This window comes from Limnohabitans sp. (assembly GCF_034680285.1).
In the GTDB taxonomy this organism is placed as follows: domain Bacteria; phylum Pseudomonadota; class Gammaproteobacteria; order Burkholderiales; family Burkholderiaceae_C; genus Limnohabitans_A.
On record NZ_JAXITC010000014.1, the window covers coordinates 67,460 to 90,011 of the forward strand.

The following is a 22,552-nucleotide window of genomic DNA, read 5'->3' on the forward strand; positions in this document are numbered from 1 at the left end:
ACATGACCACACCCCTCTTGTCATTGCAAGGCATCACCAAGCGCTATCCGGGCGTGGTGGCCAACCAAGACGTGTCCCTCACCGTGATGCCCGGGCAGGCCCATGCCGTGCTGGGTGAAAACGGCGCGGGCAAGTCCACCTTGATGAAAATCATCTACGGCTCGGTCAAACCCGATGAGGGCCAAGTCCTCTTCAATGGCCAGCCGGTCAACATCCGCAACCCGCAGGAAGCGCGCAAGCTCGGCATCAGCATGGTGTTCCAGCACTTCAGCCTGTTTGACACGCTCACCGTGGCCGAAAACGTGTGGCTGGGCTTGGACAAGTCGCTGAGCCTGGCCGAAGTGACCGAGCGCATCGTGGCCAAGGCCAGCGAATACGGCTTGGACCTGGAGCCCGAGCGCCCGGTGCACACCTTGAGCGTGGGCGAGATGCAGCGGGTCGAGATCATCCGAGCGCTCTTGACCGAGCCCAAGCTCTTGATTTTGGACGAGCCGACTTCGGTGTTGACACCGCAGGCGGTCGAGAAGTTGTTTGTGGTGCTGCACAAATTGGTCAGCCAAGGCGTGAGCATTTTGTACATCTCGCACAAGCTGCACGAAATACGTGCGCTTTGCAGCGCTTGCACCGTGCTGCGTGGCGGCAAACTCACGGGCGTCTGCGATCCGCGAGAGGAAACCAATGCCAGCTTGAGCCGCCTGATGATTGGGGCAGAGCCGATGGTTTTGCAGCATGTGCCGCGTGCGCCGGGCGAGGTGGTTTTGTCGGTCCAAGGCTTGAGCCTGACGCGCCAAGATCCGTTTGGCGTGGATCTGGAGGGTATCCATTTGCAAGTGCGTGCAGGCGAGGTAGTGGGCCTGGCAGGGGTTTCGGGCAATGGCCAGAAAGAGTTGATGTGGGCGCTGTCGGGTGAAGACATCCGGGCGGGCCTGCAATGCGGCGCGGCCAGTGTGAGCTTGGCCGGTCAAGCGGTGGCTGAATTGGGGCCCGTGCCGCGCAGGCAGTTGGGCCTTCAATTTGTGCCCGAAGAGCGCTTGGGCCGTGGCGCCGTGCCATCGCTCAGCCTGTCGCAAAACCTGTTGCTCACCCGCAGCGAAGCCGTGGGCGCGGGCGGCTGGTTGTGCATGGGCGCGTTGGCCGAGCAAGCCCGCAGCGTCATTGATCGCTTCAAGGTCAAAGCCTCTGGGCCGGATGCTGCCGCGCAGTCGCTCTCGGGTGGCAATTTGCAAAAATTCATCGTCGGGCGTGAGATCAGCGCTGCCCCCAAGCTGCTCATCGTCTCTCAACCCACCTGGGGTGTCGACGTGGGCGCCGCGGCGCAGATTCGCGCTGAAATTTTGGCGCTGCGCGACGCCGGTTGTGCGGTGTTGGTGGTGAGTGAGGAGTTGGAAGAATTGTTCGAGCTGTCTGACCGATTGCATGTGATCGCGAAGGGGCGCTTGTCGCCTTCTGTGGCGCGAAATGAAGCCACCGTGGCACTGGTTGGCGAGTGGATGAGTGGTTTGTGGCCTGTCTCCAAGACGGATAAGTCAAAGGAGGCACAACATGCTGCGGCTTGAACCCCGTCCTCAGGCCTCGCACCTGTGGACTTATGCCTCGCCCCTGCTGGCGCTGGTGCTCACGGTCTTTTTGGGTGTGGTGCTGTTCATGGCGCTCGGTAAAGACCCGGTCCGCGGTTTGCAAATGTTCTTTTGGGAGCCCGTCAAGTCGGGCTATGCGCTGGGCGAGTTGATGGTGAAAGCCACGCCGCTGTTGGTGATCGCTTTGGGTTTGTCGGTCTGCTTCAGGTCCAACGTTTGGAACATCGGAGCGGAGGGCCAGTTTGTCATTGGCGCGGTGTGCGCCGCAGGCGTGGCGCTGATGGCGGGCAAAGACACGGGCCGATGGATCGTTCTGGCTGTGCTTCTGGCGGGTGTGCTGGGCGGCATGTTGTGGGCGGGTATCACGGCGCTGCTGCGCGACCGCTTCAACGCCAGTGAAATTTTGGTCAGCCTGATGCTGGTCTATGTGGCCGACATGGTGCTGAGCTACCTGGTCTATGGCCCCTGGAAAGACCCGGCGGGTTTCAATTTTCCGCAGTCCAAAACCTTTGAGGCGGTCACGCAAATCCCCCGTTTGATGAGCGGTTCGCGCGTGAGTGTGGGCTTGCTGTTGGCCTTGGTGGGGGCGGGCTTGTTGTGGGTGTTTTTGTTCCGCACGAGGGCAGGCTTTGCCCAGCAGGTGGGAGGCTTGGCGCCAGCTGCTGCGCGTTATGCAGGCTTTTCCTCGCGCAAAGCCCTTTGGGTGGCTTTGCTCACTTCGGGCGGCGCCGCGGGTTTGGCGGGTGCTTTGGAGGTGGCCGGCCCCATTGGGCAGCTGACGCCCTATGTGCCTGCGGGCTACGGCTTTGCCGCCATCATCGTGGCCTTTGTCGGGCGCTTGCACCCGGCGGGCATGGTGCTGTCGGCAGTCTTGATGAGCATGTTTTACATCGGCGGTGAACTGGCCCAGTCGCGTTTGGGGCTGCCCAAGTCGATCACCGGCGTGTTCCAGGGTTTGCTGCTGTTTTGTTTGCTGGCGTGTGACACGCTGGTGGCCTACCGTTTGCGCTGGGTGGCCACCAAGAAAGGGGGCCTGTGATGGAGTCTTATGCTTTGCTGATAGCCGCGACTTTGAACGCGGGCACTGTGCTGGCGCTGGCCGCTTTGGGTTTGCTGATCAATGAAAAAGCCGGGGTGGTCAACCTCGGGGCCGAAGGCATGATGCTGTGCGCCGCAATTGCTGGCTTTGCCTGTGTGGTGCACACCGGCAACGACTGGCTGGGCTTTGCGGCGGGCATGGGCGCAGGCGCCGTGTTGGCGGCCATTTTTGGGGTGCTGGTGATCTGGCTGGGCACCAACCAGTACGCCACAGGACTGGCGCTGAGCTTGTTTGGTGTGGGCTTCTCCGCCTTTGTGGGCATTGGCTATGTCCAGGAAAAATTGCCAGAGCGACCCAGTTACGCCATTGCGGGTTTGGCGGACATTCCTTTGTTGGGGCCTGCGCTCTTTAAGCAACACCCGCTCGTTTATGGGGCCATGGCCCTGGTTGTGGCCCTGATTTGGTTCTTGTACAAAAGTCGCACCGGTTTGGTGCTAAGGGCGGTGGGCGAATCGCCCGCCTCAGCCCATGCTTTGGGCTACCCGGTTCGACGCATCCGATTGGCGGCGGTGGTGGCTGGGGGCGCTTTGTGCGGCCTGGCCGGGGCTTACATTTCGGTGAGCTACACCCCTTTGTGGGTCGAGGGCATGGTGGCAGGCAAGGGCTGGATTGCGCTGGCGCTGACCACATTTGCCACTTGGCGGCCGGCACGGGTTTTGCTCGGTGCTTATTTGTTTGGCGGCGTGACCATGTTGCAGTTCCACTTGCAGGGCATGGGCGTAGAAGTCCCAAGCCAAATGTTGACCGCTTTGCCCTACATCGCCACCATCGTGGTCTTGGCGTTGATCTCGCGCAATCCGACCTGGATTCGCGTGAACATGCCCGCCTCGCTGGGTAAACCGTTTTATCCCGGTTCATAATCTTGTTTTTCCAACCCCTGTAACCCTGTTCTAAAGGACCTGACATGACAGACATCTCCAAGCGCTCCATCGTCAAGATGGTGGCCCTGACCGCTGTGGCCGCCGCTGCACTGGTCGGCTGTGGCAAAAAAGAAGAAGCCCCCAAGGCTGAAGCCCCTGCTGCGGCCAAGGCCGAGCCCCTGAAGATCGCGTTTGCCTATGTCGGCCCTGTGGGCGACGGCGGCTGGACCTTTGCGCACGACAACGGCCGCAAAGAAGTCGAAAAAGCCTTTGGTGACAAAGTCGTGACCAGTTTTGTCGAGAAAGTGCCAGAAAGCGCTGACGCCGAGCGCGTGATTCGCGACATGGTGGGCCAAGGCAACAAGCTGATCTTTGGCACCACCTTCGGTTACATGGAGCCCATGCTCAAAGTGGCCGCCGACAGCAAAGATGTGAAGTTTGAGCACGCCACCGGCTACAAAACCGCTGACAACATGCGCACTTACGACAGCCGCACCTACGAAGGCGCTTACATGGCTGGCGTGATCGCGGGCAAGATGACCAAGACCAACACATTGGGTGTGGTGGCTTCGATCGCCATTCCTGAAGTGGTGCGCAACATCAACAGCTTCACCATGGGTGCTCAGTCGGTGAACCCCAAGGTCAAGACCAAAGTGGTGTGGGTCAACGAGTGGTTCAACCCACCGAAAGAAACCGAAGCCGCGACATCGCTGATCAATGGCGGTGCGGACGTACTGATGCAAAACACCGACTCGTCGGCCGTGTTGCAAACCGCTGAAAAATTGGGCAAGCGTGCTTTTGGTTGGGATTCCGACATGACCGCTTATGGCCCGAAGGCTCACCTGGGTTCGGCTGTGATCAACTGGGGCCCTTACTACGTCAAGGCCGTGGGTGAAGCCCTGGAAGGCAAGTGGAGCACTGGCCAAAGCTGGTGGGGCGTGAAAGAAGGCGCGATTGACATGGTCAACGTGGCCGCTGACGTGCCAGAAGACACCAAGAAGAAAATCGACGAAATCAAAGCAGGTTTGAAAGCCGGCACCTTCTCCATCTGGAAAGGCCCGATCGTCGACCAAGCCGGTAAAGAAGTGCTGGCCAAAGACGCTGTCGCTGACGACAAGTTCTTGGGTGGCGTGATGTTCTACGTCAAGGGCGTGGAAGGCAAGATTCCAGGCAAGTGATGGATCTGGTCAGGAGGAGTCACTGCTGAGTGCATTGGCTTTCCTGCAAGAGGCTGCAAGGACCATGTCTTTGCAGCCTTTTTTGTTGCCGGACCGGTTCAACGTGGTTTGTAGGCCGTGACGTCGATTTCGACTTTGGCATCGATCATCAGACGAGACTCTACCGTTGAGCGGGCTGGGCGGTGTTCGCCAAAGCACTCCATATAAACACGGTTGAAACTTCCAAAGTCACGCGCATCGTCAAGCCAAACGCTGACTTTGCAAACATCGTTCAAGGTGCATCCCGCCAAGGCCAACGCTTGCTGCAGGCGCACAAAGACCTGACGTGTTTGAGCCTCGATGCCACCGGATACGACTTCGCCTTGGTCGTTGGTCGGAACCTGTCCAGACACAAAAACAAAATCACCAGCACGAGTGGCAGGAGAAATAGGTCGCGCCAAACGATCTGAAGCGATGGGCGATGTACCAAGCATTTCGACTGTCATAGGGGTCTCCTTAGCGGTTTTCTGGAAAAAGAAAAGACATTATTCAACATTTTTTTACAGGAAAACCCTGTTTTAACTTCTGAGAGAATTGATTTAGAGTCAAAAATGTAAAAAATTTACATCAACCCTCACCTCTTTAGGAGACTCTCATGCTGCGTTTGCCTCGTCGACATTTGCTGACTCTGCTTTTGGCTGCTCTGCCTTTGGTGTCATTCGCTGCGCCGCCCAAAGGGGGGGCAGCGAATCTGGCCATGATCGGAGAGCCGCAAAGTTTGGATCCAATGGCCTCCACTGCGGACTTGGTCGGCACGATCATGCAGCATGTGTATGAAACGCTCTACACCTTTGACAGCAAATGGAACGCTACCCCCATGCTGGCCGACGGCATGCCCAAGGTCTCGGCAGATGGTTTGACCTATTCCATCAACATCCGCAAGGGCGTGAAGTTGCACAGCGGCCGTGATCTGGATGCCCAGGATGTGGTGGCTTCACTCAAGCGCTGGATGGACATGGCCCCGCGAGGCAAGTCGGTGGCCAAAGACACGGTGAGTCTTGAGGCCAAAGGCAGCCACGCTATTGAGTGGAAATTCAGCGCACCCAGCGCATCCTTGCTGGCCCAGTTGGCCTTGCCATCGGGCATGGCGGTGATCATGGCCAAGGAGAGCATCGCCACGCCACTGGCGTCTTTTGTCGGGACCGGTCCTTACCGCTTCAAAGAGCGTCGCGCAGACCAGTTCGTGATTTTGTCGCGCTTTGACGCCTACAGCGCGCGCAACGAACCGGCCAATGGCTACGGAGGTAAGCGCGAGGCTTTGCTTGACGAGTTGCGTTTTGTCCCTGTGCCCAATGCCAACACGCGGGTCGAAGGCGCATTGTCCGGGCAGTTTCAATTTGCCGACCAGTTGCCGTCAGAAGCCTTGTCGCGCGTTGAAAAAGGCGGCGCAGGTGTGGTGCCCATTCTCACGCCCTCCTACGGTTTTCCATACCTGGTGCTCAACACCAAAGAGGGTGTCATGGCCAACCAGGGTATCCGACAGGCCATCCAAATCGCCATCGGAGAAGCTGAAATGCTGACGGCGGCTTATGGTGATAAGCGGTTCTTCACAGCAGAAGGTAACCACTTCCCACAGGGCACGCCGTTTTACTCGACCGCTGGTACGGACCAATACAACAAGCAAGACGCCAAGCGCGCCAAAGACATGGCTGAGAAAGCAGGCTACAAGGGCGAGACTGTCCGTTTGCTGACCAGCCGAAACTTTGAGTTCCATCACACCATGATGCAAGTGATGGCAGAGCAATTGCGCGCCGCCGGATTCAAGCCTGAGATGCAAGTTGTGGACTGGGCCACTTTGATACAGCGCCGTGGTGATTCAAAGGTGTGGGACATCTACATGACCCATTCGGGCCAGTTCCCCGAGCCTATGCTGTCCCCGCCGCAGTTGGGTGAAGGCGCACCGGGCTGGTGGAGCTCACCTGCCAAGGCCAAAGCTTTGGGTGACTTCAATCGCCAGACCGACCCAGCCAAGCGAGCCCAGCTGTGGGGTCCTGTGCAGCAAGTGGTTTACACCGAAGTTCCCTACATCAATGTGGGCAAGTTCAGCAGTTTGTCTGCGCGTTCAAGCAAGCTGGAGGGCTACACCCCCTCAACTTGGCCATTCTTCTGGAATACCGGCTTGGCCAAATAAACCGCAGGAACTGATCGATGTCCCGAATGTCCTGGGCGAGCCTGGGACGCACTTTGCTAGGCCGCTTGGGCGGCATGCTGGCGGTGCTGTCCCTGGTCTCTGTGCTGGTGTTTCTCCTCACCCGACTGGCCGCTGGCGACCCGATCGCGGTCTTGTTGGGTGACCAGGCTTCTCTGGAGGACATCGCCCAGGCACGACAGCGCTACGGTCTCGATCAACCGCTGACCAGCCAATTCATACTCTGGTTGGGGGAGGTTTTGAAAGGCAACCTGGGACAATCAATTTTTCTGCAAATGCCGGTCACGCAAGTGTTGTTGGATCGCGTGGAGCCTACGGCCTGGCTGGCTTTTTTGTCGGTCAGTTTGGCTATGCTGATCGGCGTGCCATGCGGTATTGTTTCTGCCGTTTGGCGCGGGCGGTGGATCGATCAATGCGTGAGCACCCTGGCCATGTTGGGCGCGAGCATGCCCAGTTTCTGGATGGGTCTGATGGTCATTCAGTTGCTTGCTGTAGGCGCAGGCTGGTTTCCGGTGTCAGGGTACGGTGATCCGGGCGCAAGTTGGTCCATGCGCATCCATCATTTGATGCTGCCCGCCTTGGTGCTGGGCACGCTCAATTCAGCGTTGATCATTCGTTTTACCCGCGCATCCATGCTCGATATCCTTAGCGAAGACTACATCCGAACGGCGCGTTCCAAGGGTTTGTCAGAAAGCGTGGTGGTGCTCAAGCATGCTTTGCTCAATGCCCTGGTGCCGATTTTGACGGTGCTGGGCCTGACGCTGGCACTGATGATCGGCGGGGCCGTGGTGACAGAAACCGTGTTCAACCTGCCAGGCTTGGGTAATCTGGTGGTGCGTGCGGTTTTGCGCCGTGATTACCCTGTGATTCAGGGGGCCTTGCTGGCGATTGCCGGGGTGTACGTCATCATCAATTTTGTGATCGATGTGATGTATGTTTTTGTCGATCCAAGGGTGCGCCATGGTTGAATGGCGACAGACTTTGACTCAGTTGTTTGCCCGCCGGGTGGTCCTGATGGCCGTCCTGCTGCTGGGCTTGATGCTGTTCATGGCAGTGGCCGGGCAGTGGATCTTGCCGCACGAGCCCATGGCCATGAAAGTCAGCATGCGTCTGAAGGCCCCCAGCTGGACCTTTTGGAGCGGCACGGACGAGTTGGGCCGCGATATCACCAGCCGGATTTTTTATGGGGCACGTTACTCGTTGGCTATTGGCGCTGGCACAGCCATTTTGGCGGTGGTGCTGGGCACCTTGCTGGGCTTGTTAGCGGGATTTTTCAAAAAACTCGATGCCGTGCTGATGCGCTGCGTCGATGCAATGATGTCTTTTCCGGACATCTTGCTCGGTATCGCGCTGGTGTCGATCCTGGGTGCAAGCCCGGTCAATGTGGTGCTGGCCTTGACGCTGGTCTACACGCCACGTGTGGCTCGGGTGGTGCGTGCTTGCACCTTGGTGATTCGCGAGTTGCCATATGTCGAAGCAGCCCGGGCTGTGGGTGTGAGCACGCCTAGGTTGCTGCGCGTGCACATCTTGCCCAATTTGATGTCGCCAATTTTGGTGCAACTGAGTTTCATCTTTGCTTATGCCTTGTTGGCTGAGGCAGGCTTGTCTTTCCTGGGCGTTGGGGCGGGTGCTGAAATTCCGACCTGGGGCACCATGGTGGCGGCCAGCACACAACATGCCGATCGGGCGGTCTGGACACTTTTTTACCCTGGCATGGCAATTGTGTTGACCGCTTTGTCTTTGCAGTTGCTGGGTGACGGTGTGCGCGATTTGCTCGACCCTCGTTTGAAAGGTACTACATGATTTCCCCTGAAGCCGCATCACCAGTGCCGCGCTTGCAGGTGCGTAATTTGACCACCACGTTGATGCAGAGCAATGGGGCGGTGCCTTTGGTGCGTGGCGTGAGCTTTGATTTGCATGAAGGTCAAACGCTGGCGCTGGTGGGGGAGTCTGGCAGTGGAAAGTCACTGACGGCGCTCAGCATCATGCGTTTGCTGGCGCGCAATGCCCGATGGCAATGTGGTGGCCAGGCTTTGTTCACCGATGCGTCCGGACAAACTCGGGATGTGCTGCAGCTGAGTGAGACCGAAATGCGGCAATTGCGCGGGCACCAGATGGCCATGATCTTTCAGGAGCCCATGACGTGCCTGAACCCGGTGCTGACGGTGGGTGAACAGATCGCCGAGTCGGTTCGCCTCCACTGGGGTTTGAACAAGCGCGATGCGCGCCAACGGGCTTTGCATGCATTACAACAAGTAGAGATCCCTGCTGCGGGACAGCGGCTGGACGAGTACCCGCACCAGCTGTCCGGTGGCATGCGCCAGAGGGTGATGATTGCCATGGCCATGGTTTGCGAGCCTCAGGTGTTGATTGCTGACGAGCCTACTACCGCGCTGGATGTGACCATTCAGGCTCAAATTCTGTCACTCATGTCCCGTTTGCAACGCGACACCGGCATGAGCATCCTGTTCATCACCCACAACCTTGGTGTGGTGGCGCACCATGCAGAACGTGTGGCTGTGATGTATGCGGGCCAGGTGGTCGAACAGGCCAATGTGCACGCATTGTTCGCGCAGCCTGCACACCCTTACACACAAGGCCTCTTGGCGTGTCTGCCCGGTCGTGCTCGACAGCTGTCTTTGCAGGAAGGGCGCCGCATGGCCTTGCAGGACATTCCGGGCCAAGCCCCGGCCATGGACCGACTGGGTGCGGGCTGCAGTTTCGCCGAGCGTTGTGCATCCAGGCTGCCCATCTGCAGTCTTCAATCCCCAGAATGGCAAGGAAATGCGGTCCATGCCCGAGCGTGCCATTTGGAGCAGCTTTCATGAAACCCATGCTGAAGATTGCCGATTTGTCGGTCGAGTTTGGCCGTGGGGCCCAGCGTGTCCGCGCGGTGCGTGGGGTGAGCTTTGAAATCGCCCCAGGCGAAACCTTGGGTCTTGTGGGCGAATCGGGCTCGGGCAAAAGCACCTTAGGGCGGGCCGTTTTGCAATTGATCGAGGTGACCCAGGGGTCAGTTCAGTTCGAAGGCCGCGAATTGGTCGGTTTGAGCACCTCGCAAATGCGCCCTTTGCGGCGCGAAGTCCAAATGGTGTTTCAGGATCCCAGCTTGAATCCCCGTCAGCGGGCGGGTGACATGCTGGATGAAGTGCTCAGCACACACGCGCTGCATGAGGGCTCAGAGCGCGGTCCGCGCATTGCGCAACTGCTCAAGTTGGTGGGACTCAAGCCGGAGCACGCCAGTCGTTTTGCACACGAATTTTCGGGTGGTCAGAAGCAAAGACTGGGTATCGCCAGGGCATTGGCGGCGCAGCCGCGGTTCATCGTGGCGGACGAGCCGCTGTCTGCGCTGGACATGTCGATTCAGGCGCAAATCGTCAACCTGCTGATCAAATTGCGCGATCAGCTGGGCTTGACGCTGCTCTTCATTTCACACGATCTGGATGTGGTCCAGTATCTGTGCGATCGTGTGGTGGTCTTGTATCTGGGGCGCGTGATGGAGATTGCGCCGACCACTGAGCTATTTGCTTCGCCTGCCCATCCATACACCCGAGCGTTGTTGTCAGCGGCGCCCGTCCCCGATCCAACACAAGTGGCTCCACGGGTGGACTTGCAGGGTGATCCCCCCAGCCCCCTGAATCCACCCTCTGGTTGTGTGTTCCGCACCCGTTGTGCACATGCTTTGCCAGCCTGTGCCGAAACCATGCCTGAACTCGTCCCCAACGCAGCGGGTCGTCTGGTGGCCTGTTGGCGACATGAAGAATTGAGCTGAGTCATGCAACTGAACGCTTCCGTCAAGGGCTATCCATCACACTTGGGCCCCATCGATCTGAAAGACGCCAATCGGCAGGGCTGGCAGTTGCTGCAGGGTGATTTGTCATTTCCGCTGGCAGTGCTCAAGAACTCAGCGCTGCAGCACAACTTGGACTGGATGCAAAATTTTTGCCGGTCGCGCGGGCTGGACATTGCCCCCCATGGCAAGACCACGATGTCACCTGAGTTGTATGCCCGCCAACTGGCCGCTGGTGCATGGGGCATCAGTTTTGCCAACGTGTTTCAGGCGGGCCTAGGTGCTCGACACGGTGTGCGCCGCATCATCATTGCCAATCAGGTCTTGCAAGCGGTGGATCTCGACAGCTTGTCGGCTATGCTCCAAGCGCATGCAGGTTTGCAGGTTTATTTTTTGGTCGATTCGATGGACCAATTGCGTTGGATCGAAGCGTGGCGTGATCAGCGTCAGTCGAGCACGGTGTTCACCGTGCTGTTGGAGCTTGGCATTGAGGGCAAACGGACAGGTTGCCGTGACCATGAGGAAGCCTTCACGCTGGCGCGGGCCATTCGTTTGAGCCCAGCCGTGCAACTGGCCGGCATCGAGTGCTACGAAGGTGCTTTGGCGACTTGTCACCACGAGCATGACCGCGCCAATGTGGCGGCATTGATGGCGCGAGTGCAAAAAATGGCGATAGCCTGTGATAGCGACCAGTGTTTTGAAACAGACGAAGTGCTGATCACGGCAGGTGGCTCGGCCATTTTTGATTTGGTGGCAGAACATTTGACCGCCCATTTGAGACGACCAGTTCGGGGCATCTTGCGATCGGGTTGTTACTTGACACATGACCATGTCCAATATCGGCAGCATTTGAAATGTGTGGCGGAGCGATTGAATTTGCAGGAAACTTTGCGCCCCGCCATTGAGCTGATCAGTGTGGTGCAATCCTGCCCGGAGCCGGGCTTGGCCATTTTGGCGATGGGCAAGCGCGATGTATCGTACGACCTAGATATGCCCGTTCCCGAATGGCGTGCCCATGTGGGCGATGTCCGAACCCGAGGCGTTCCTGCGCATTGGGCCGTAACGGCACTGAACGATCAGCATGCGTATTTGCGGTTTGATGCGCAGGCACCGCAAGACCAGCATCCGGTGGTGGGTCAATTGCTCGGTTGCGGCATTTCGCATCCCTGCACGACCTTTGACAAATGGCGCTGGATGCCGGTGGTGGACGATGAGTACCGAGTGGTAGACGCGGTATCGGTGAACTTTTGAGAACGGTTCGCCATGACTGAGCCATTTTCCTCTTTGCTCCAGCGATTGCAGTCGGTCGCACCGAGCTTGCCACGCGCTCAGCAGCAAGTGATTGCTACCTTGCTTCAGGATCCTGAGCGGGCTTTGTCTTTAGGTGTTGACGCGTTGGCCCGAGAGGCCCGTGTGTCGATGCCCACCATCATGCGAACGGCACGGCAATTCGGCTTCGAGGGGGTCCGCGAATTTAAGTTGGCTTTGGCGCAAGACTTGGCGCGCCTCGTGCCTGTGCACAGTTCGGTCACGATGAATGACAGCACCACTGCCATCGTGCACAAAATCCTAAGCGGTGCAGCCGCGTCTATCACCGCCCTGCAGCAGCAACTGAATCCGCTGGTCCTTGAAAAGGCAGCGACTCTGCTGGCAGGGGCCGAGCGCATCGACTGTTATTCTGTAGGCGCCACTTCCGCTTTCATGGCGAGTGATTTGCAAGGCCGATTATTTCGATTGGGGCGGCATGCACATGCGGTTCACGATGCGCACCAGCAACTCATTTCTGCTGCCACTTTGGGCCCTTCAGGTGTAGCAGTGGCGATCTCGCATGTGGGTCGAATGCCGTTCATGTTGGAAGCTGTGGGGTTTGCCAGATCGCAAGGCGCCAAAGTGATCGCCATCACGCAACCCGATACGGCCTTGGCCCAGATGGCCGATGTAGTGATTGGGGTGAGTGTGCCGCCTGACGCCGTGATGCGTGTAGGGACTGAGGCTTACATCGCCCATTTGTTGGTGATCGAATTATTGATGGTTCTTGTGCTGCAAGCCTTGGGGCCAGATGCAGCAAGGCACCTTGCACAGTTCAAGTCTGTTTTGCAAGCCCATGGGCAGGATGTGGACCAACACCCCACGGTGGACTGGGCATGGTCCACCGTTGAGAAAGATGCTCAAGCATGAAAACGCTTTTGTTGCGCAACACGCAATTGGTCGATGGCACTGGTGCACCTGCTCGAATCGCAGATGTCTTTGTACGGGGTGACCGCATTGCCACAATTGGTCGAAATTTGTCGATTTTGGCCGACGAAGTCGTTGACGTGGGTGGCTTGACCGTCGCGCCTGGGTTCATTGACGTGCACACCCACGACGACGCCATCGTGCTGCGCGATCCGAGCATGTTGCCCAAATTGTCACAAGGTGTGACCACCGTCATCACGGGCAACTGCGGCTTGTCGCTCGTGCCCTTGGTCAGTGAGGCCCCGGGTTCTCCGCTGGATTTGCTGCACACGTCCGAATTCCGTTTTGCGCACCTGAACGATTACGCCCAAGCGATTGCCGACAAACCGCCTGCCGTCAATGTCGGGGCCTTGATCGGTCACACAACCTTGCGCGCCAAGGTCATGGAGGACCTCACACGTGCCGCGACGCTTGAGGAAGCCCAGAATATGGCAGTGTTGCTCGATGAGGCCTTGTCTCAAGGGGCCTTGGGCTTGTCTTCTGGCCTTTTCTACCTTCAGGCTTATTCTGCTGATATGGCGGAAATGGAAGCATTGACCCGTGTGGTCGGACGTCATGGTGGCGTTTACGTGACGCACATCCGAAGCGAGATGGACGACATCCTGAAAGCCATGCAGGAAGCTGCGGATGCTGCGCAATCCGGGGCAGCCCAATGGGTCATGTCGCACCACAAATGCGCCGGGCCACGTAACTGGGGCCGGACGATTGAAACGCTGGCTTTGCTGGAGCGGCTGAGTCAACGCCAAAGTGTGGGCACCGATGTGTATCCCTATAGCGCGGGATCGACCTTGCTGCGAGAGGATCTGGTTGACGGGATCATTGACATACTGATCACGCGCAGCGACACCTATCCGGAGATGGCAGGTCGTTATCTCGCAGACATTGCACAGGAGTGGGGAACAGACCAATTGCAAGCCTGCAGGCGGCTGATGCCCGGTGGTGCCTGCTATTTCCAGATGCGAGAAGATGATGTGCGCCGTGTGCTGGCTCACCCTATGAGCATGATCGGGTCTGACGGATTGCCTCACGATGAGCGTCCTCACCCTCGTTTGTGGGGCGCTTTTGCACGTGTTTTAGGACATTACTGTCGAGATGAAAAACTGTTCAGCTTGCCCGAGGCGATTCACAAAATGACGGGTCTGTCTGCTCAGCGGTTTGGGTTGCACGATCGGGGTGTGCTGCGTGAAGGTGCGTTTGCCGATCTGGTTTTGCTGGACCCCAGCATCATTCAAGACAAAGCCACCTACGAAAGCCCCCGCCAAATGTGTGAAGGCATTGAACGTGTCATGGTCAATGGCGAGTGGGCGTTCTCCCAAGGTAAAGCTGTGGGAACAGGGTCTGGTCGATTCTTGCGCCGTTGAAGTCGCGTCACACGTGCCGCTGGCTTTTTGATACGCTGGAGTCACCTTGCCCCCATGAAAGCACCTGTTTTGTTGAATCATTTGGAGTCCTCCACCGCAGATCCTAGGTCTTGGCAGCAAATCCGCAAAGACTTTGGGACCACTTACGCTGCCAATGCGCTGATTGGTTTCATCTTTGCTGCCACCGGACCCGTGGCCATCATTTTGTCGGTAGGCACCCGCGGCGGGTTGTCCCCTGAAGAGCTGGCGTCCTGGGTGTTTGGCGTGTTTTTTGTCAACGGGCTGGTCAGTTTGCTCATGAGCTGGCGCTACACCACGCCGCTGGCGTTTGGCTGGACGATACCCGGCACGGTCTTGGTGGGGCCAGCATTGCAGCACCTGAGTTTTGCCGAGGTGATTGGCGCTTTTTATGCGACCAGTGCGCTGATTTTGGTACTGGGCCTGAGCGGCTGGGTCAAGCGTGTCATGGCTGCGCTGCCCATGCCGATTGTAATGGGCATGGTGGCCGGGGTTTTCTTGCGCTTTGGCCTGGACATCGTGCGGGCGTTGCAGAGCGACGTGGCCATTGCAGCGCCCATGGTGGCGGTCTTTTTGTTGCTGTCTGCCCGGGCCGATTGGGGCAAGCGCCTGCCGCCGGTCATTGGTGCCTTGCTGGTGGGCGCTTTGGCGGTGGCGGTATCTGGCCGTCTCGATGCGGCTGCCGTGGGGCAACTGACTTTGGCGCAGCCTGTCATTCAGGCTCCGGTGTGGTCGTTTGCCGCAATGCTCGAGCTGGTAGTGCCCCTGGCCATCACGGTACTGGTGGTGCAAAACGGCCAAGGCGTGGCCGTGCTCAAAAACGCCGGGCACGAGCCACCCGTCAACATGATCGCTGTGGCCTGCGGTATAGGTGCCGCCATCAGCGCCGTATTTGGCGCGGTCAGCACTTGCCTCACGGGGCCAACCAATGGCTTGCTCACCTCGTCTGGCGAGAAATCGCGCCACTACACCGGGGCGCTGATGTTTGGCGTGCTGGCGCTGTTGTTCGGCCTGATGGCACCCACTTTCACGGGTTGGATGCTGGCTGCACCCAAAGAGTTCATCATGGTGCTGGGCGGCTTGGCCATGCTGCGCGTTTTGCAGGGCGCGTTTGTGGCTTCGTTTGGTACGGGCAAGTTTTCGCTTGGCGCCTTGGTGAGTTTGCTGGTGACTGTGGCCGACATCGGTTTGTTCAACATTGGCGCGGCTTTCTGGGGCTTGGTGGCTGGGTTCGCGGTCTCGTGGTGGATGGAGCGGGGCGATTTTCAAAGCCGTTGAATTGCATGGATACTGCCAGCATGCACATTCAAAAAATCAACGAGGGCGTTCATGCTTTGCATGACACGGCGGGCTTGCATGTCGGCAACTTCAAGTGGATCAACGGACAGTGGAAGTTCAAGGCCATCGGTTATGACCCCAGTGGCCATGTTGTGCCGGGTGGTGGACCTTTGACCGACCGGCACAACAGCACTTTCTTGCATCTCGATGCTTCCGTGATTCATGCCCAATTTTTTCAGGATTGACCATGTTCAAAGTCCACGCCATTCCCCCAGAGCGCCTGCCCGAGTTGCTGCGCGTCATGCCCAAGGCCGAGCTGCACATTCATATAGAAGGTTCATTGGAGCCCGAGTTGATCTTTGCACTGGCCCAGCGCAATGGTGTGCAACTGCCCTATGCCGATGTGCCCGCCCTGCGCAGCGCTTATGCCTTCACCAATCTGCAAAGTTTTCTGGATTTGTATTACGCCGGAGCGAGTGTCTTGCTGCAGGAGCAGGATTTTTACGACATGGCCTGGGCGTATTTTGAAAAAGCCGCCGACGACCATGTGGTGCGGGCCGAACTCTTCTTTGACCCCCAAACCCACACGGCGCGAGGCGTGGCCATGGGCACGGTCATCGAAGGCTTGCACCGCGCCTGCCGTGATGCCCAATCCAAGCTGGGCATCAGCGCCGATTTGATTTTGTGTTTCTTGCGTCACCTGTCCGAAGACGACGCTTTGGCCACTTTGGAAGAAGCCATGCCTTGGCGCGAACATTTCATCGGCGTGGGGCTCGATTCGAGCGAGTTGGGTCACCCACCCGAAAAGTTTGCCCGCGTGTTCGCCCGAGCCCGCGAGCTGGGCTTGCACTGCGTGGCTCACGCGGGTGAAGAAGGCCCCCCCTCTTACATATGGGGCGCTTTGGATGTGCTGCAGGTGGAGCGCATTGACCACGGCGTGCAGGCCATCCACGATGCAGCGTTGATGAAACGCTTGGCCCAAAGCCGCCTGCCCCTCACCGTGTGCCCGCTGTCCAACCTCAAGCTGTGTGTGTTCAACAGTTTGGCCGACCACAACCTGGGCCAGATGCTGGATGCGGGTCTGTGCATCACCCTCAACTCGGACGATCCGGCCTACTTTGGCGGCTACCTGAACGACAACTACCTGCAAACTTTTGCCGCCCTGCACTTGAGCGCTCAGCAAGCCTATAAGCTGGCCGCCAACAGCATCGAAGCGAGCTTCGCACCAGAGGAAGACAAGCACCGCTGGATGCATGAGTTGAAAGCTTGCTTTCAGGGGTTTGCTGAGCAGGATTAAAGCGCGTCCGCATGGTGGTTAAAATCCACCCCGGAGTCTGCTGTCTCGGCGGGCTTCGTCTTCTGTATCACCGGGACCATGTAGAGGACTACCATGTATAAAAACCTCGCTGCCACGCTCGTGGCCGCCTGCTTTTTTCTTCCTGCCGTTCAGGCACAAAACTCCAAACCAGCCACCGAGCCCATCAAGGCCGGTTTTGTCTATGTCTCGCCCATCACCGAGGCGGGCTGGACGCGTCAGCACGACGAGGGCCGCAAGGCCGTTGAGAAGGCTTTGGGCGATCAGGTCAAGACCACCTTTGTGGCCGATGTGCCCGAGGGCGCTGACGCCGAACGCGTGATCCGCGACCTGGCCAGCCAAGGCCATCAGATCATCTTCACGCCCAGTTTTGGCTACATGGAGCCCACGCTGCGGGTGGCCAAAGACTTTCCCAACGTGAAGTTCGAGTCGGTGACCGGTTTCAAAACCGCGCCCAACGTGGCGGCCTCCAATGCCCGCTATTACGAGGGCCGCTATTTGGCGGGCATCGCGGCTGGGCGCATGACACAAACGAACGTGGCCGGTTATGTGGCGGGCTTTCCGATTCCCGAAGTCCTCCAGGGCATCAACGCCTTCACGCTCGGCATGCGCTCGGTCAACCCTAAAGCCACTGTCAAGGTGGTTTGGCTCAACGCGTGGTTTGATCCTCCGAAAGAGCGTGAAGCGGCCATGGCCTTGTTCAACCAGGATGTGGACGTGATCGCTTTCCACACGGGGTCGACCGCCGTGATGGCTGCTGCGCAAGAGCGCGGCAAGATGGCTGTGGCCTACCACTCGGACATGCGCCGGGTTGCGCCGGATGCCCAAATCATCGCCGTGACACACCAGTGGGGCGACTACTACACGGCCCGCGTCAAGGCTGCATTGGCCGGTCAGTGGAAATCGGGCAGCGTCTGGGGCGGGGTGAAGGACGGCATGATCCGCGTGGGCGACTTCGGCCCCAAGGTGCCCAAGGCCGTGCAGGCTGAAATATTGACCCAGCAAAAAGCAGTGGGCACAGGCAAGCTGCAGCCCTTTGCTGGCCCGATCAGCGACAACGAGGGCAAGTTGGTCTTGCCTGCTGGGCAGACCCTGACAGACGCCCAAATTTTGAGCATGAACTACTTGGTGCAAGGGGTCGTGGGCCGCATCGCCCGCTGACTGGCCAGCCCGGAGCAGGGTCTCCGGGTAAGACTCTAAAATAGCCGGATCGTTACAAAGGCACACCATGAGCATCAAGAGCGACAAATGGATCCGCCGCATGGCAGAGCAGCACGGCATGATCGAGCCGTTTGAGCCCGGACAGATCCGCCAAAACGCGGCCGGCCAAAAAATTGTGAGCTACGGCACCAGCAGCTATGGCTATGACATTCGTTGTGCGCCGGAATTCAAGGTGTTCACCAACATCTACAGCACAGTGGTAGACCCCAAAAACTTTGACGAGCGTAGCTTTGTGGACATCGAAGGTGATGTCTGCATCATCCCGCCCAACAGTTTTGCCCTGGCCCGCACGGTGGAGTATTTCCGCATTCCGCGCAACGTGCTCACCATTTGCTTGGGCAAAAGCACTTACGCCCGCTGCGGCATCATCGTGAACGTGACGCCTTTTGAGCCCGAGTGGGAAGGCTATGTGACGCTGGAGTTCAGCAACACCACCCCTTTGCCTGCCAAGATTTATGCGGGTGAGGGTTGCGCCCAAGTTTTGTTCTTGGAAAGCGATGAAGTTTGCGAAACCAGCTACAAGGACCGGGGTGGCAAGTACCAGGGCCAAGTGGGCGTGACGCTGCCTAAAACCTGAGGCTCCACCCTCTGTTTTTGGCCTGCCAGCCCAAAATGCGACAATAGCGGGTTAATGACCGACTCTTTTTCCAATTTATCGCTGGCGCCTACGCTGGCACGAGCCGTAGCCGAAATGGGCTACGAATCCATGACCCCTATCCAGGCCCAAGCCATTCCAGTGGTGTTGACGGGCCAGGACGTGATGGGCGCAGCCCAAACCGGCACAGGCAAAACGGCTGCTTTTTCGTTGCCCCTGCTGCAGCGCCTGCTCAAGCACGAAAACCCCTCCACCTCGCCCGCCCGTCACCCGGTGCGCGCTTTGGTGTTGTTGCCCACGCGTGAGCTGGCCGACCAGGTGGCCCAACAAATCAAGATGTACGCCAAATACACCCAGCTGCGCAGCGCGGTGGTTTTTGGTGGCATGGACATGAAGCCCCAGACCCTGGAGCTGAAAAAAGGCGTTGAGGTCCTCGTCGCCACGCCAGGCCGTTTGCTTGACCACATCGAAGCCAAAAACGCGGTGCTCAACCAAGTGGAATATGTGGTGCTGGACGAAGCCGACCGCATGCTCGACATCGGCTTTTTGCCCGATTTGCAGCGCATTTTGAGCTTTTTGCCCAAGCAGCGCACCACGCTGCTGTTTTCTGCCACCTTCTCGCCCGAGATCAAGCGCCTGGCCGGCAGCTACCTGCAAAACCCGATCACCATCGAAGTGGCCCGTCCCAACGAGACGGCTTCGACGGTTGAGCAGCGTTTTTACGCCGCCCAAGACGACGACAAGCGCCGCGTGATCCGCAAGGTGCTGACCGACCGGGGCATCAAGCAGGCGTTCATCTTTGTGAACAGCAAACTCGGTTGCGGCCGCTTGGCCCGCTCCTTGGAGCGTGAAGGCCTGCGCACTGCGGCTTTGCACGGCGACAAGAGCCAAGACGAACGCTTGAAGGCTTTGGAAGCCTTCAAAAAAGGCGAAGTCGATTTGCTGGTGTGTACCGATGTGGCCGCCCGCGGCTTGGACATCAAAGATGTGCCAGCCGTGTTCAACTTCGATGTGCCTTTCAACGCCGAAGACTATGTGCACCGCATTGGTCGCACTGGACGCGCCGGAGCTTCTGGTTTGGCGGTCACCTTGGTCAGTCCGTCTGACGCCCGCTTGGTGGGCGACATTGAAAAGCTGATCAAGAAAAAGCTGGAAGTGGAAACGCTGCAGCTCGACACCCGACCTGCAGGCCCAGCACCCGAAAAATGGGGCGAGCGTGCAGAAGATCGTCCACGTTCACGCACCTCCGAGGGCCGTCGCCGCGAGCACGATCCCCGTGATGCACTGGATGCACCCCACGAGCGACGCGGTGGCTTCCGTCCTGCGCCGATCAACCGCGATCCATTTTTCCAAAAGCCTTACGAGCCAGCGGCGACCGACGTGCCGCCCAGCTGGGAACCCAGCGGACCTAAAACCGTTCGCTCCTCGATTTCGGCCAACATCAAGCCCAAGCGCAAAGTGGCGGCCTTGTTCAAATCCGGCGAGTAAGAGCCTGCGTTCGGCTTGTCTGACGGGCAAGCGCCTGCAGGATTGATCGGGTGGGAGTCCCGGTCTTTACCGGGTCGACAAACAGACGTCAATTGAGGCTGTCAAAATGGCTTCATGCGCGATACCTTCTCTCCATCTTCTTTCCCTGCCTTTTCTGAGCGTTTGACCGGGCACGGGCCCCACTTTTCGCTGGGCTTTGTCGCATCAGCGGTGGCCATGCTGTCCGGGCCGATGGGCGCATTGGCCCAAGCCCCATCTGCAGCAGGTGTTGCCACCGACCTCGGGCAGGTCGAAATCCGAGGCAACCGCAACACCGACTCCGAAGCACGCCAAGAGTCCACGGCTTCCAAAATCGTGATTGGGCGTGAAGAGCTTGAAAAACAAGGTGATGCGACTTTGGGTGATGTGCTCAAGCGCTTGCCGGGCGTGACGGTGCAGGGTGCACCTGGCCGTGGCGGCGCCATTCGGATGCGCGGACTGGGTGGTGGCTACACCCAAATCTTGCTAGACGGTGAGCGCATGCCCCCGGGTTTTTCGGTCGACTCTTTGACCCCTGAACAGGTGGAGCGCATTGAGATTTTGCGAGCACCTACGGCCGAAACCGGCGCCCGTGCGATTGCAGGCACCATCAACATCGTGCTGCGCGAAGGCCGAAAAGCCACGCCAGACGATTTGAAAATCACCCGAAGCCAAGAGCATGGCCAAGGCTCGAGCATGTTGAACTGGGTGCACAACCTCAACACTTCCCCCCTGAGCGGCACCTTCACTTTGTCGGCCATGGACAACCAGCGTGCTGACCAGAGTTTGACCGAGATCGATTCAGATTACCGGGATGACCAAGTGCGTTTGTCTGAATCTTCGGGACGTCGCCAAGGGGTGCATGCCAATGCCCGCTTGCAGTGGAAAGGTGAGCAGGGCAAAACACTGACCTTGACACCTTTTCTGATTTACTCCGAATACGCTGCTCAAGGTCGCATGGATGCCAGGCGGCTCTCGTCACCAGCCATCACCGACACCGCCCTGACGGACAACGAAAGCCGATATGCTTCCGCGCGGTTGAATGGCCAGTGGGGGCAGCGCTTGTCGGCCGATGACCGCTTGGAAGTGCGTTTTGGGGTGGGCCAATCCAAATACGACCAGCACATCACGCAGACGGCTGTCCGTAGCACTGGGCTCTTGTCCAATGCGCTGGACGAGCAGCGCTTCACTGACCGCAGTACCAGTTTGAACGGCAAATGGACCCGTGTTTTGGACAATGGCCACCAATGGGTCAGTGGTCTAGAACACGAAGGGGTTCGGCGTGTCGAAGAGGCCAGCGCAGGCGCTGGCGACGAGAGCGGTAACCTGAAGGCCCGAACAGCCCGTTGGGCAGCCTACACCCAAGATGAATTCAAGATCAACCCCAACTGGTCGGCCTATGCAGGCCTTCGCTATGAGAGCATCTTGACCGAGGGGCAAGTGGGAGAGGACTTTAAAAGCAACAAGAGCCAGGTGTTGACACCTTTGCTGCACGCCATGTGGAAGCCTGATCCGGCCAAACGTGACCAAGTGCGCATGAGCCTGACGCGCAGTTACAAAACCCCCACCCTGTACAACATGGTCGCCCCCTTGCGTTATTCGCGCGACTATCAGCCGGACCTGTTTCCCAGCAACGTCCCCACCCAACCTGACCGGGTCGGCAACCCTGACTTGCGGCCTGAGTTGGCCACCGGCGTTGACCTGGGATTTGAGCGTTATCTGGAGGGCGGGGGTGTGCTCAGCGCCAACGTGTTCCGCCGCAATATCCAAGACCTGATCCGCTACCAGACCCGTTTGCAGAGCGTGTCTTGGTCCAGCCAACAGCGTTGGGTGTCCAGCCCCCAAAATGTGGGCGACGCCGTCACACAGGGTATCGAGCTGGAAGCTAAATTCCGATTGAACCAGGCTTGGACCGAGGCTTGGCCTGTGGACATTCGCAGCAACGTGAGTTTTTTCCGCTCCAAGGTCAAGGATGTGCCCGGCCCCGACAACCGATTGGACCAACAACCCAGCATGACCGCCAACTTAGGGGGCGACTACCGATTGAGGGGGGTGCCTCTGACCTTGGGGGGTAACGTCAATTGGAACCCCGACTACGATACGCGACGCAGTCAAGAGCAACTGTCTTACCAGGGCATCAAGCGCGTGCTGGACGTGTATGGTCAGTGGCGATTCTCGGCGGCGACCGCCCTGCGTTTGACGGTCAGCAATTTGTTGCCGCGTGACTATGAAACGGCCACCACTTTCAACATGGGTGTGCAGCAAGAGACGGCCCGCACCATCGACAGCAATTGGCGCAACATCCAACTTCGGTTGGAAATGAAGATTTAA

Annotated in this window: 20 protein-coding genes; 19 read left to right on the forward strand and 1 reads right to left on the reverse strand. The window is 58.5% G+C overall.

Annotated features, from left to right (window positions below):
- Positions 1 to 2: 2 nt before the first annotated feature.
- Genes SWE17_RS12255 through SWE17_RS12270 form a run of 4 tightly spaced genes read left to right on the forward strand, consistent with a single transcriptional unit; the run spans position 3 to position 4,714 of the window.
- The gene (locus SWE17_RS12255; RefSeq protein ID WP_322993372.1) at positions 3 to 1,556 is read left to right on the forward strand and encodes an ABC transporter ATP-binding protein; all 1,554 of its coding nucleotides are present in this window, start codon (positions 3 to 5) and stop codon (positions 1,554 to 1,556) included.
- Complete coding sequence (locus SWE17_RS12260) at positions 1,543 to 2,616, forward strand: ABC transporter permease (protein ID WP_322993373.1); 1,074 nt, start codon at positions 1,543 to 1,545, stop codon at positions 2,614 to 2,616. The genes SWE17_RS12255 and SWE17_RS12260 overlap by 14 nt, the downstream gene beginning before the upstream one ends.
- Positions 2,616 to 3,536 (forward strand): ABC transporter permease, encoded by a 921-nt coding sequence (locus tag SWE17_RS12265; protein ID WP_322993374.1) that lies wholly within the window; start codon positions 2,616 to 2,618, stop codon positions 3,534 to 3,536. Before SWE17_RS12260 ends, SWE17_RS12265 begins: the two co-directional genes overlap by 1 nt.
- Positions 3,537 to 3,580: 44 nt before the next feature.
- The gene (locus SWE17_RS12270) at positions 3,581 to 4,714 is read left to right on the forward strand and encodes a BMP family ABC transporter substrate-binding protein (protein WP_322993375.1); all 1,134 of its coding nucleotides are present in this window, start codon (positions 3,581 to 3,583) and stop codon (positions 4,712 to 4,714) included.
- 98 nt (positions 4,715 to 4,812) lie between these two features.
- On the opposite strand, the gene SWE17_RS12275 is transcribed toward SWE17_RS12270, so the two are convergent.
- Entirely contained in the window at positions 4,813 to 5,199 is a 387-nt protein-coding gene (locus SWE17_RS12275; RefSeq protein WP_322993376.1) for a RidA family protein, read from the reverse strand.
- Between the two features lie 149 nt (positions 5,200 to 5,348).
- On the opposite strand from SWE17_RS12275, the gene SWE17_RS12280 reads away from it, so the two are divergent.
- From SWE17_RS12280 to SWE17_RS12350, 15 genes are all read left to right on the forward strand, one after another.
- Entirely contained in the window at positions 5,349 to 6,884 is a 1,536-nt protein-coding gene (locus SWE17_RS12280) for an ABC transporter substrate-binding protein (RefSeq protein WP_322993377.1), read from the forward strand.
- Between the two features lie 26 nt (positions 6,885 to 6,910).
- The gene (locus tag SWE17_RS12285) at positions 6,911 to 7,870 is read left to right on the forward strand and encodes an ABC transporter permease (protein ID WP_322993408.1); all 960 of its coding nucleotides are present in this window, start codon (positions 6,911 to 6,913) and stop codon (positions 7,868 to 7,870) included.
- Positions 7,863 to 8,705 carry an ABC transporter permease gene (locus tag SWE17_RS12290; protein WP_322993378.1) on the forward strand — a complete coding sequence of 281 codons (843 nt, stop codon included), beginning with the start codon at positions 7,863 to 7,865 and terminating at the stop codon, positions 8,703 to 8,705. The genes SWE17_RS12285 and SWE17_RS12290 overlap by 8 nt, the downstream gene beginning before the upstream one ends.
- Entirely contained in the window at positions 8,702 to 9,730 is a 1,029-nt protein-coding gene (locus SWE17_RS12295) for an ABC transporter ATP-binding protein (RefSeq protein WP_322993379.1), read from the forward strand. Before SWE17_RS12290 ends, SWE17_RS12295 begins: the two co-directional genes overlap by 4 nt.
- Positions 9,727 to 10,674, forward strand: coding sequence for an oligopeptide/dipeptide ABC transporter ATP-binding protein (locus SWE17_RS12300; RefSeq protein ID WP_322993380.1), 948 nt, complete (start codon positions 9,727 to 9,729; stop codon positions 10,672 to 10,674). Before SWE17_RS12295 ends, SWE17_RS12300 begins: the two co-directional genes overlap by 4 nt.
- 3 nt (positions 10,675 to 10,677) lie before the next feature.
- Positions 10,678 to 11,943: an amino acid deaminase gene (locus SWE17_RS12305; protein ID WP_322993381.1), complete on the forward strand. Its 1,266-nt coding sequence runs from the start codon at positions 10,678 to 10,680 to the stop codon at positions 11,941 to 11,943.
- A gap of 12 nt (positions 11,944 to 11,955) precedes the next feature.
- Complete coding sequence (locus tag SWE17_RS12310; RefSeq protein ID WP_322993382.1) at positions 11,956 to 12,870, forward strand: MurR/RpiR family transcriptional regulator; 915 nt, start codon at positions 11,956 to 11,958, stop codon at positions 12,868 to 12,870.
- Positions 12,867 to 14,288, forward strand: coding sequence for a D-aminoacylase (locus SWE17_RS12315; RefSeq protein ID WP_322993383.1), 1,422 nt, complete (start codon positions 12,867 to 12,869; stop codon positions 14,286 to 14,288). The genes SWE17_RS12310 and SWE17_RS12315 overlap by 4 nt, the downstream gene beginning before the upstream one ends.
- A gap of 54 nt (positions 14,289 to 14,342) precedes the next feature.
- Positions 14,343 to 15,584, forward strand: a complete 1,242-nt coding sequence (locus SWE17_RS12320; RefSeq protein ID WP_322993384.1) for a benzoate/H(+) symporter BenE family transporter — start codon at positions 14,343 to 14,345, stop codon at positions 15,582 to 15,584.
- Between the two features lie 20 nt (positions 15,585 to 15,604).
- The gene (locus tag SWE17_RS12325) at positions 15,605 to 15,829 is read left to right on the forward strand and encodes a hypothetical protein (RefSeq protein ID WP_322993385.1); all 225 of its coding nucleotides are present in this window, start codon (positions 15,605 to 15,607) and stop codon (positions 15,827 to 15,829) included.
- A gap of 2 nt (positions 15,830 to 15,831) precedes the next feature.
- The gene (locus SWE17_RS12330) at positions 15,832 to 16,881 is read left to right on the forward strand and encodes an adenosine deaminase (protein ID WP_322993386.1); all 1,050 of its coding nucleotides are present in this window, start codon (positions 15,832 to 15,834) and stop codon (positions 16,879 to 16,881) included.
- Between the two features lie 93 nt (positions 16,882 to 16,974).
- Positions 16,975 to 18,060 carry a BMP family ABC transporter substrate-binding protein gene (locus SWE17_RS12335; protein ID WP_322993387.1) on the forward strand — a complete coding sequence of 362 codons (1,086 nt, stop codon included), beginning with the start codon at positions 16,975 to 16,977 and terminating at the stop codon, positions 18,058 to 18,060.
- Positions 18,061 to 18,127: 67 nt separating this feature from the next.
- Positions 18,128 to 18,697, forward strand: coding sequence for a dCTP deaminase (dcd, locus tag SWE17_RS12340; RefSeq protein WP_019425458.1), 570 nt, complete (start codon positions 18,128 to 18,130; stop codon positions 18,695 to 18,697).
- 54 nt (positions 18,698 to 18,751) lie between these two features.
- Positions 18,752 to 20,203, forward strand: a complete 1,452-nt coding sequence (locus SWE17_RS12345; protein WP_322993388.1) for a DEAD/DEAH box helicase — start codon at positions 18,752 to 18,754, stop codon at positions 20,201 to 20,203.
- A gap of 114 nt (positions 20,204 to 20,317) precedes the next feature.
- Complete coding sequence (locus SWE17_RS12350; protein WP_322993389.1) at positions 20,318 to 22,552, forward strand: TonB-dependent receptor; 2,235 nt, start codon at positions 20,318 to 20,320, stop codon at positions 22,550 to 22,552.

Bases quoted from the DNA above. Each gene is read 5' to 3' on its own strand.
- SWE17_RS12255 (WP_322993372.1), top strand. From the start codon at position 3: ATGACCACACCCCTCTTGTCATTGCAAGGCATCACCAAGCGCTATCCG.
- SWE17_RS12260 (WP_322993373.1), top strand. From the start codon at position 1,543: ATGCTGCGGCTTGAACCCCGTCCTCAGGCCTCGCACCTGTGGACTTAT.
- SWE17_RS12265 (WP_322993374.1), top strand. From the start codon at position 2,616: ATGGAGTCTTATGCTTTGCTGATAGCCGCGACTTTGAACGCGGGCACT.
- SWE17_RS12270 (WP_322993375.1), top strand. From the start codon at position 3,581: ATGACAGACATCTCCAAGCGCTCCATCGTCAAGATGGTGGCCCTGACC.
- SWE17_RS12275 (WP_322993376.1), bottom strand. From the start codon at position 5,199: ATGACAGTCGAAATGCTTGGTACATCGCCCATCGCTTCAGATCGTTTG.
- SWE17_RS12280 (WP_322993377.1), top strand. From the start codon at position 5,349: ATGCTGCGTTTGCCTCGTCGACATTTGCTGACTCTGCTTTTGGCTGCT.
- SWE17_RS12285 (WP_322993408.1), top strand. From the start codon at position 6,911: ATGTCCTGGGCGAGCCTGGGACGCACTTTGCTAGGCCGCTTGGGCGGC.
- SWE17_RS12290 (WP_322993378.1), top strand. From the start codon at position 7,863: ATGGTTGAATGGCGACAGACTTTGACTCAGTTGTTTGCCCGCCGGGTG.
- SWE17_RS12295 (WP_322993379.1), top strand. From the start codon at position 8,702: ATGATTTCCCCTGAAGCCGCATCACCAGTGCCGCGCTTGCAGGTGCGT.
- SWE17_RS12300 (WP_322993380.1), top strand. From the start codon at position 9,727: ATGAAACCCATGCTGAAGATTGCCGATTTGTCGGTCGAGTTTGGCCGT.
- SWE17_RS12305 (WP_322993381.1), top strand. From the start codon at position 10,678: ATGCAACTGAACGCTTCCGTCAAGGGCTATCCATCACACTTGGGCCCC.
- SWE17_RS12310 (WP_322993382.1), top strand. From the start codon at position 11,956: ATGACTGAGCCATTTTCCTCTTTGCTCCAGCGATTGCAGTCGGTCGCA.
- SWE17_RS12315 (WP_322993383.1), top strand. From the start codon at position 12,867: ATGAAAACGCTTTTGTTGCGCAACACGCAATTGGTCGATGGCACTGGT.
- SWE17_RS12320 (WP_322993384.1), top strand. From the start codon at position 14,343: ATGAAAGCACCTGTTTTGTTGAATCATTTGGAGTCCTCCACCGCAGAT.
- SWE17_RS12325 (WP_322993385.1), top strand. From the start codon at position 15,605: ATGCACATTCAAAAAATCAACGAGGGCGTTCATGCTTTGCATGACACG.
- SWE17_RS12330 (WP_322993386.1), top strand. From the start codon at position 15,832: ATGTTCAAAGTCCACGCCATTCCCCCAGAGCGCCTGCCCGAGTTGCTG.
- SWE17_RS12335 (WP_322993387.1), top strand. From the start codon at position 16,975: ATGTATAAAAACCTCGCTGCCACGCTCGTGGCCGCCTGCTTTTTTCTT.
- dcd (WP_019425458.1), top strand. From the start codon at position 18,128: ATGAGCATCAAGAGCGACAAATGGATCCGCCGCATGGCAGAGCAGCAC.
- SWE17_RS12345 (WP_322993388.1), top strand. From the start codon at position 18,752: ATGACCGACTCTTTTTCCAATTTATCGCTGGCGCCTACGCTGGCACGA.
- SWE17_RS12350 (WP_322993389.1), top strand. From the start codon at position 20,318: ATGCGCGATACCTTCTCTCCATCTTCTTTCCCTGCCTTTTCTGAGCGT.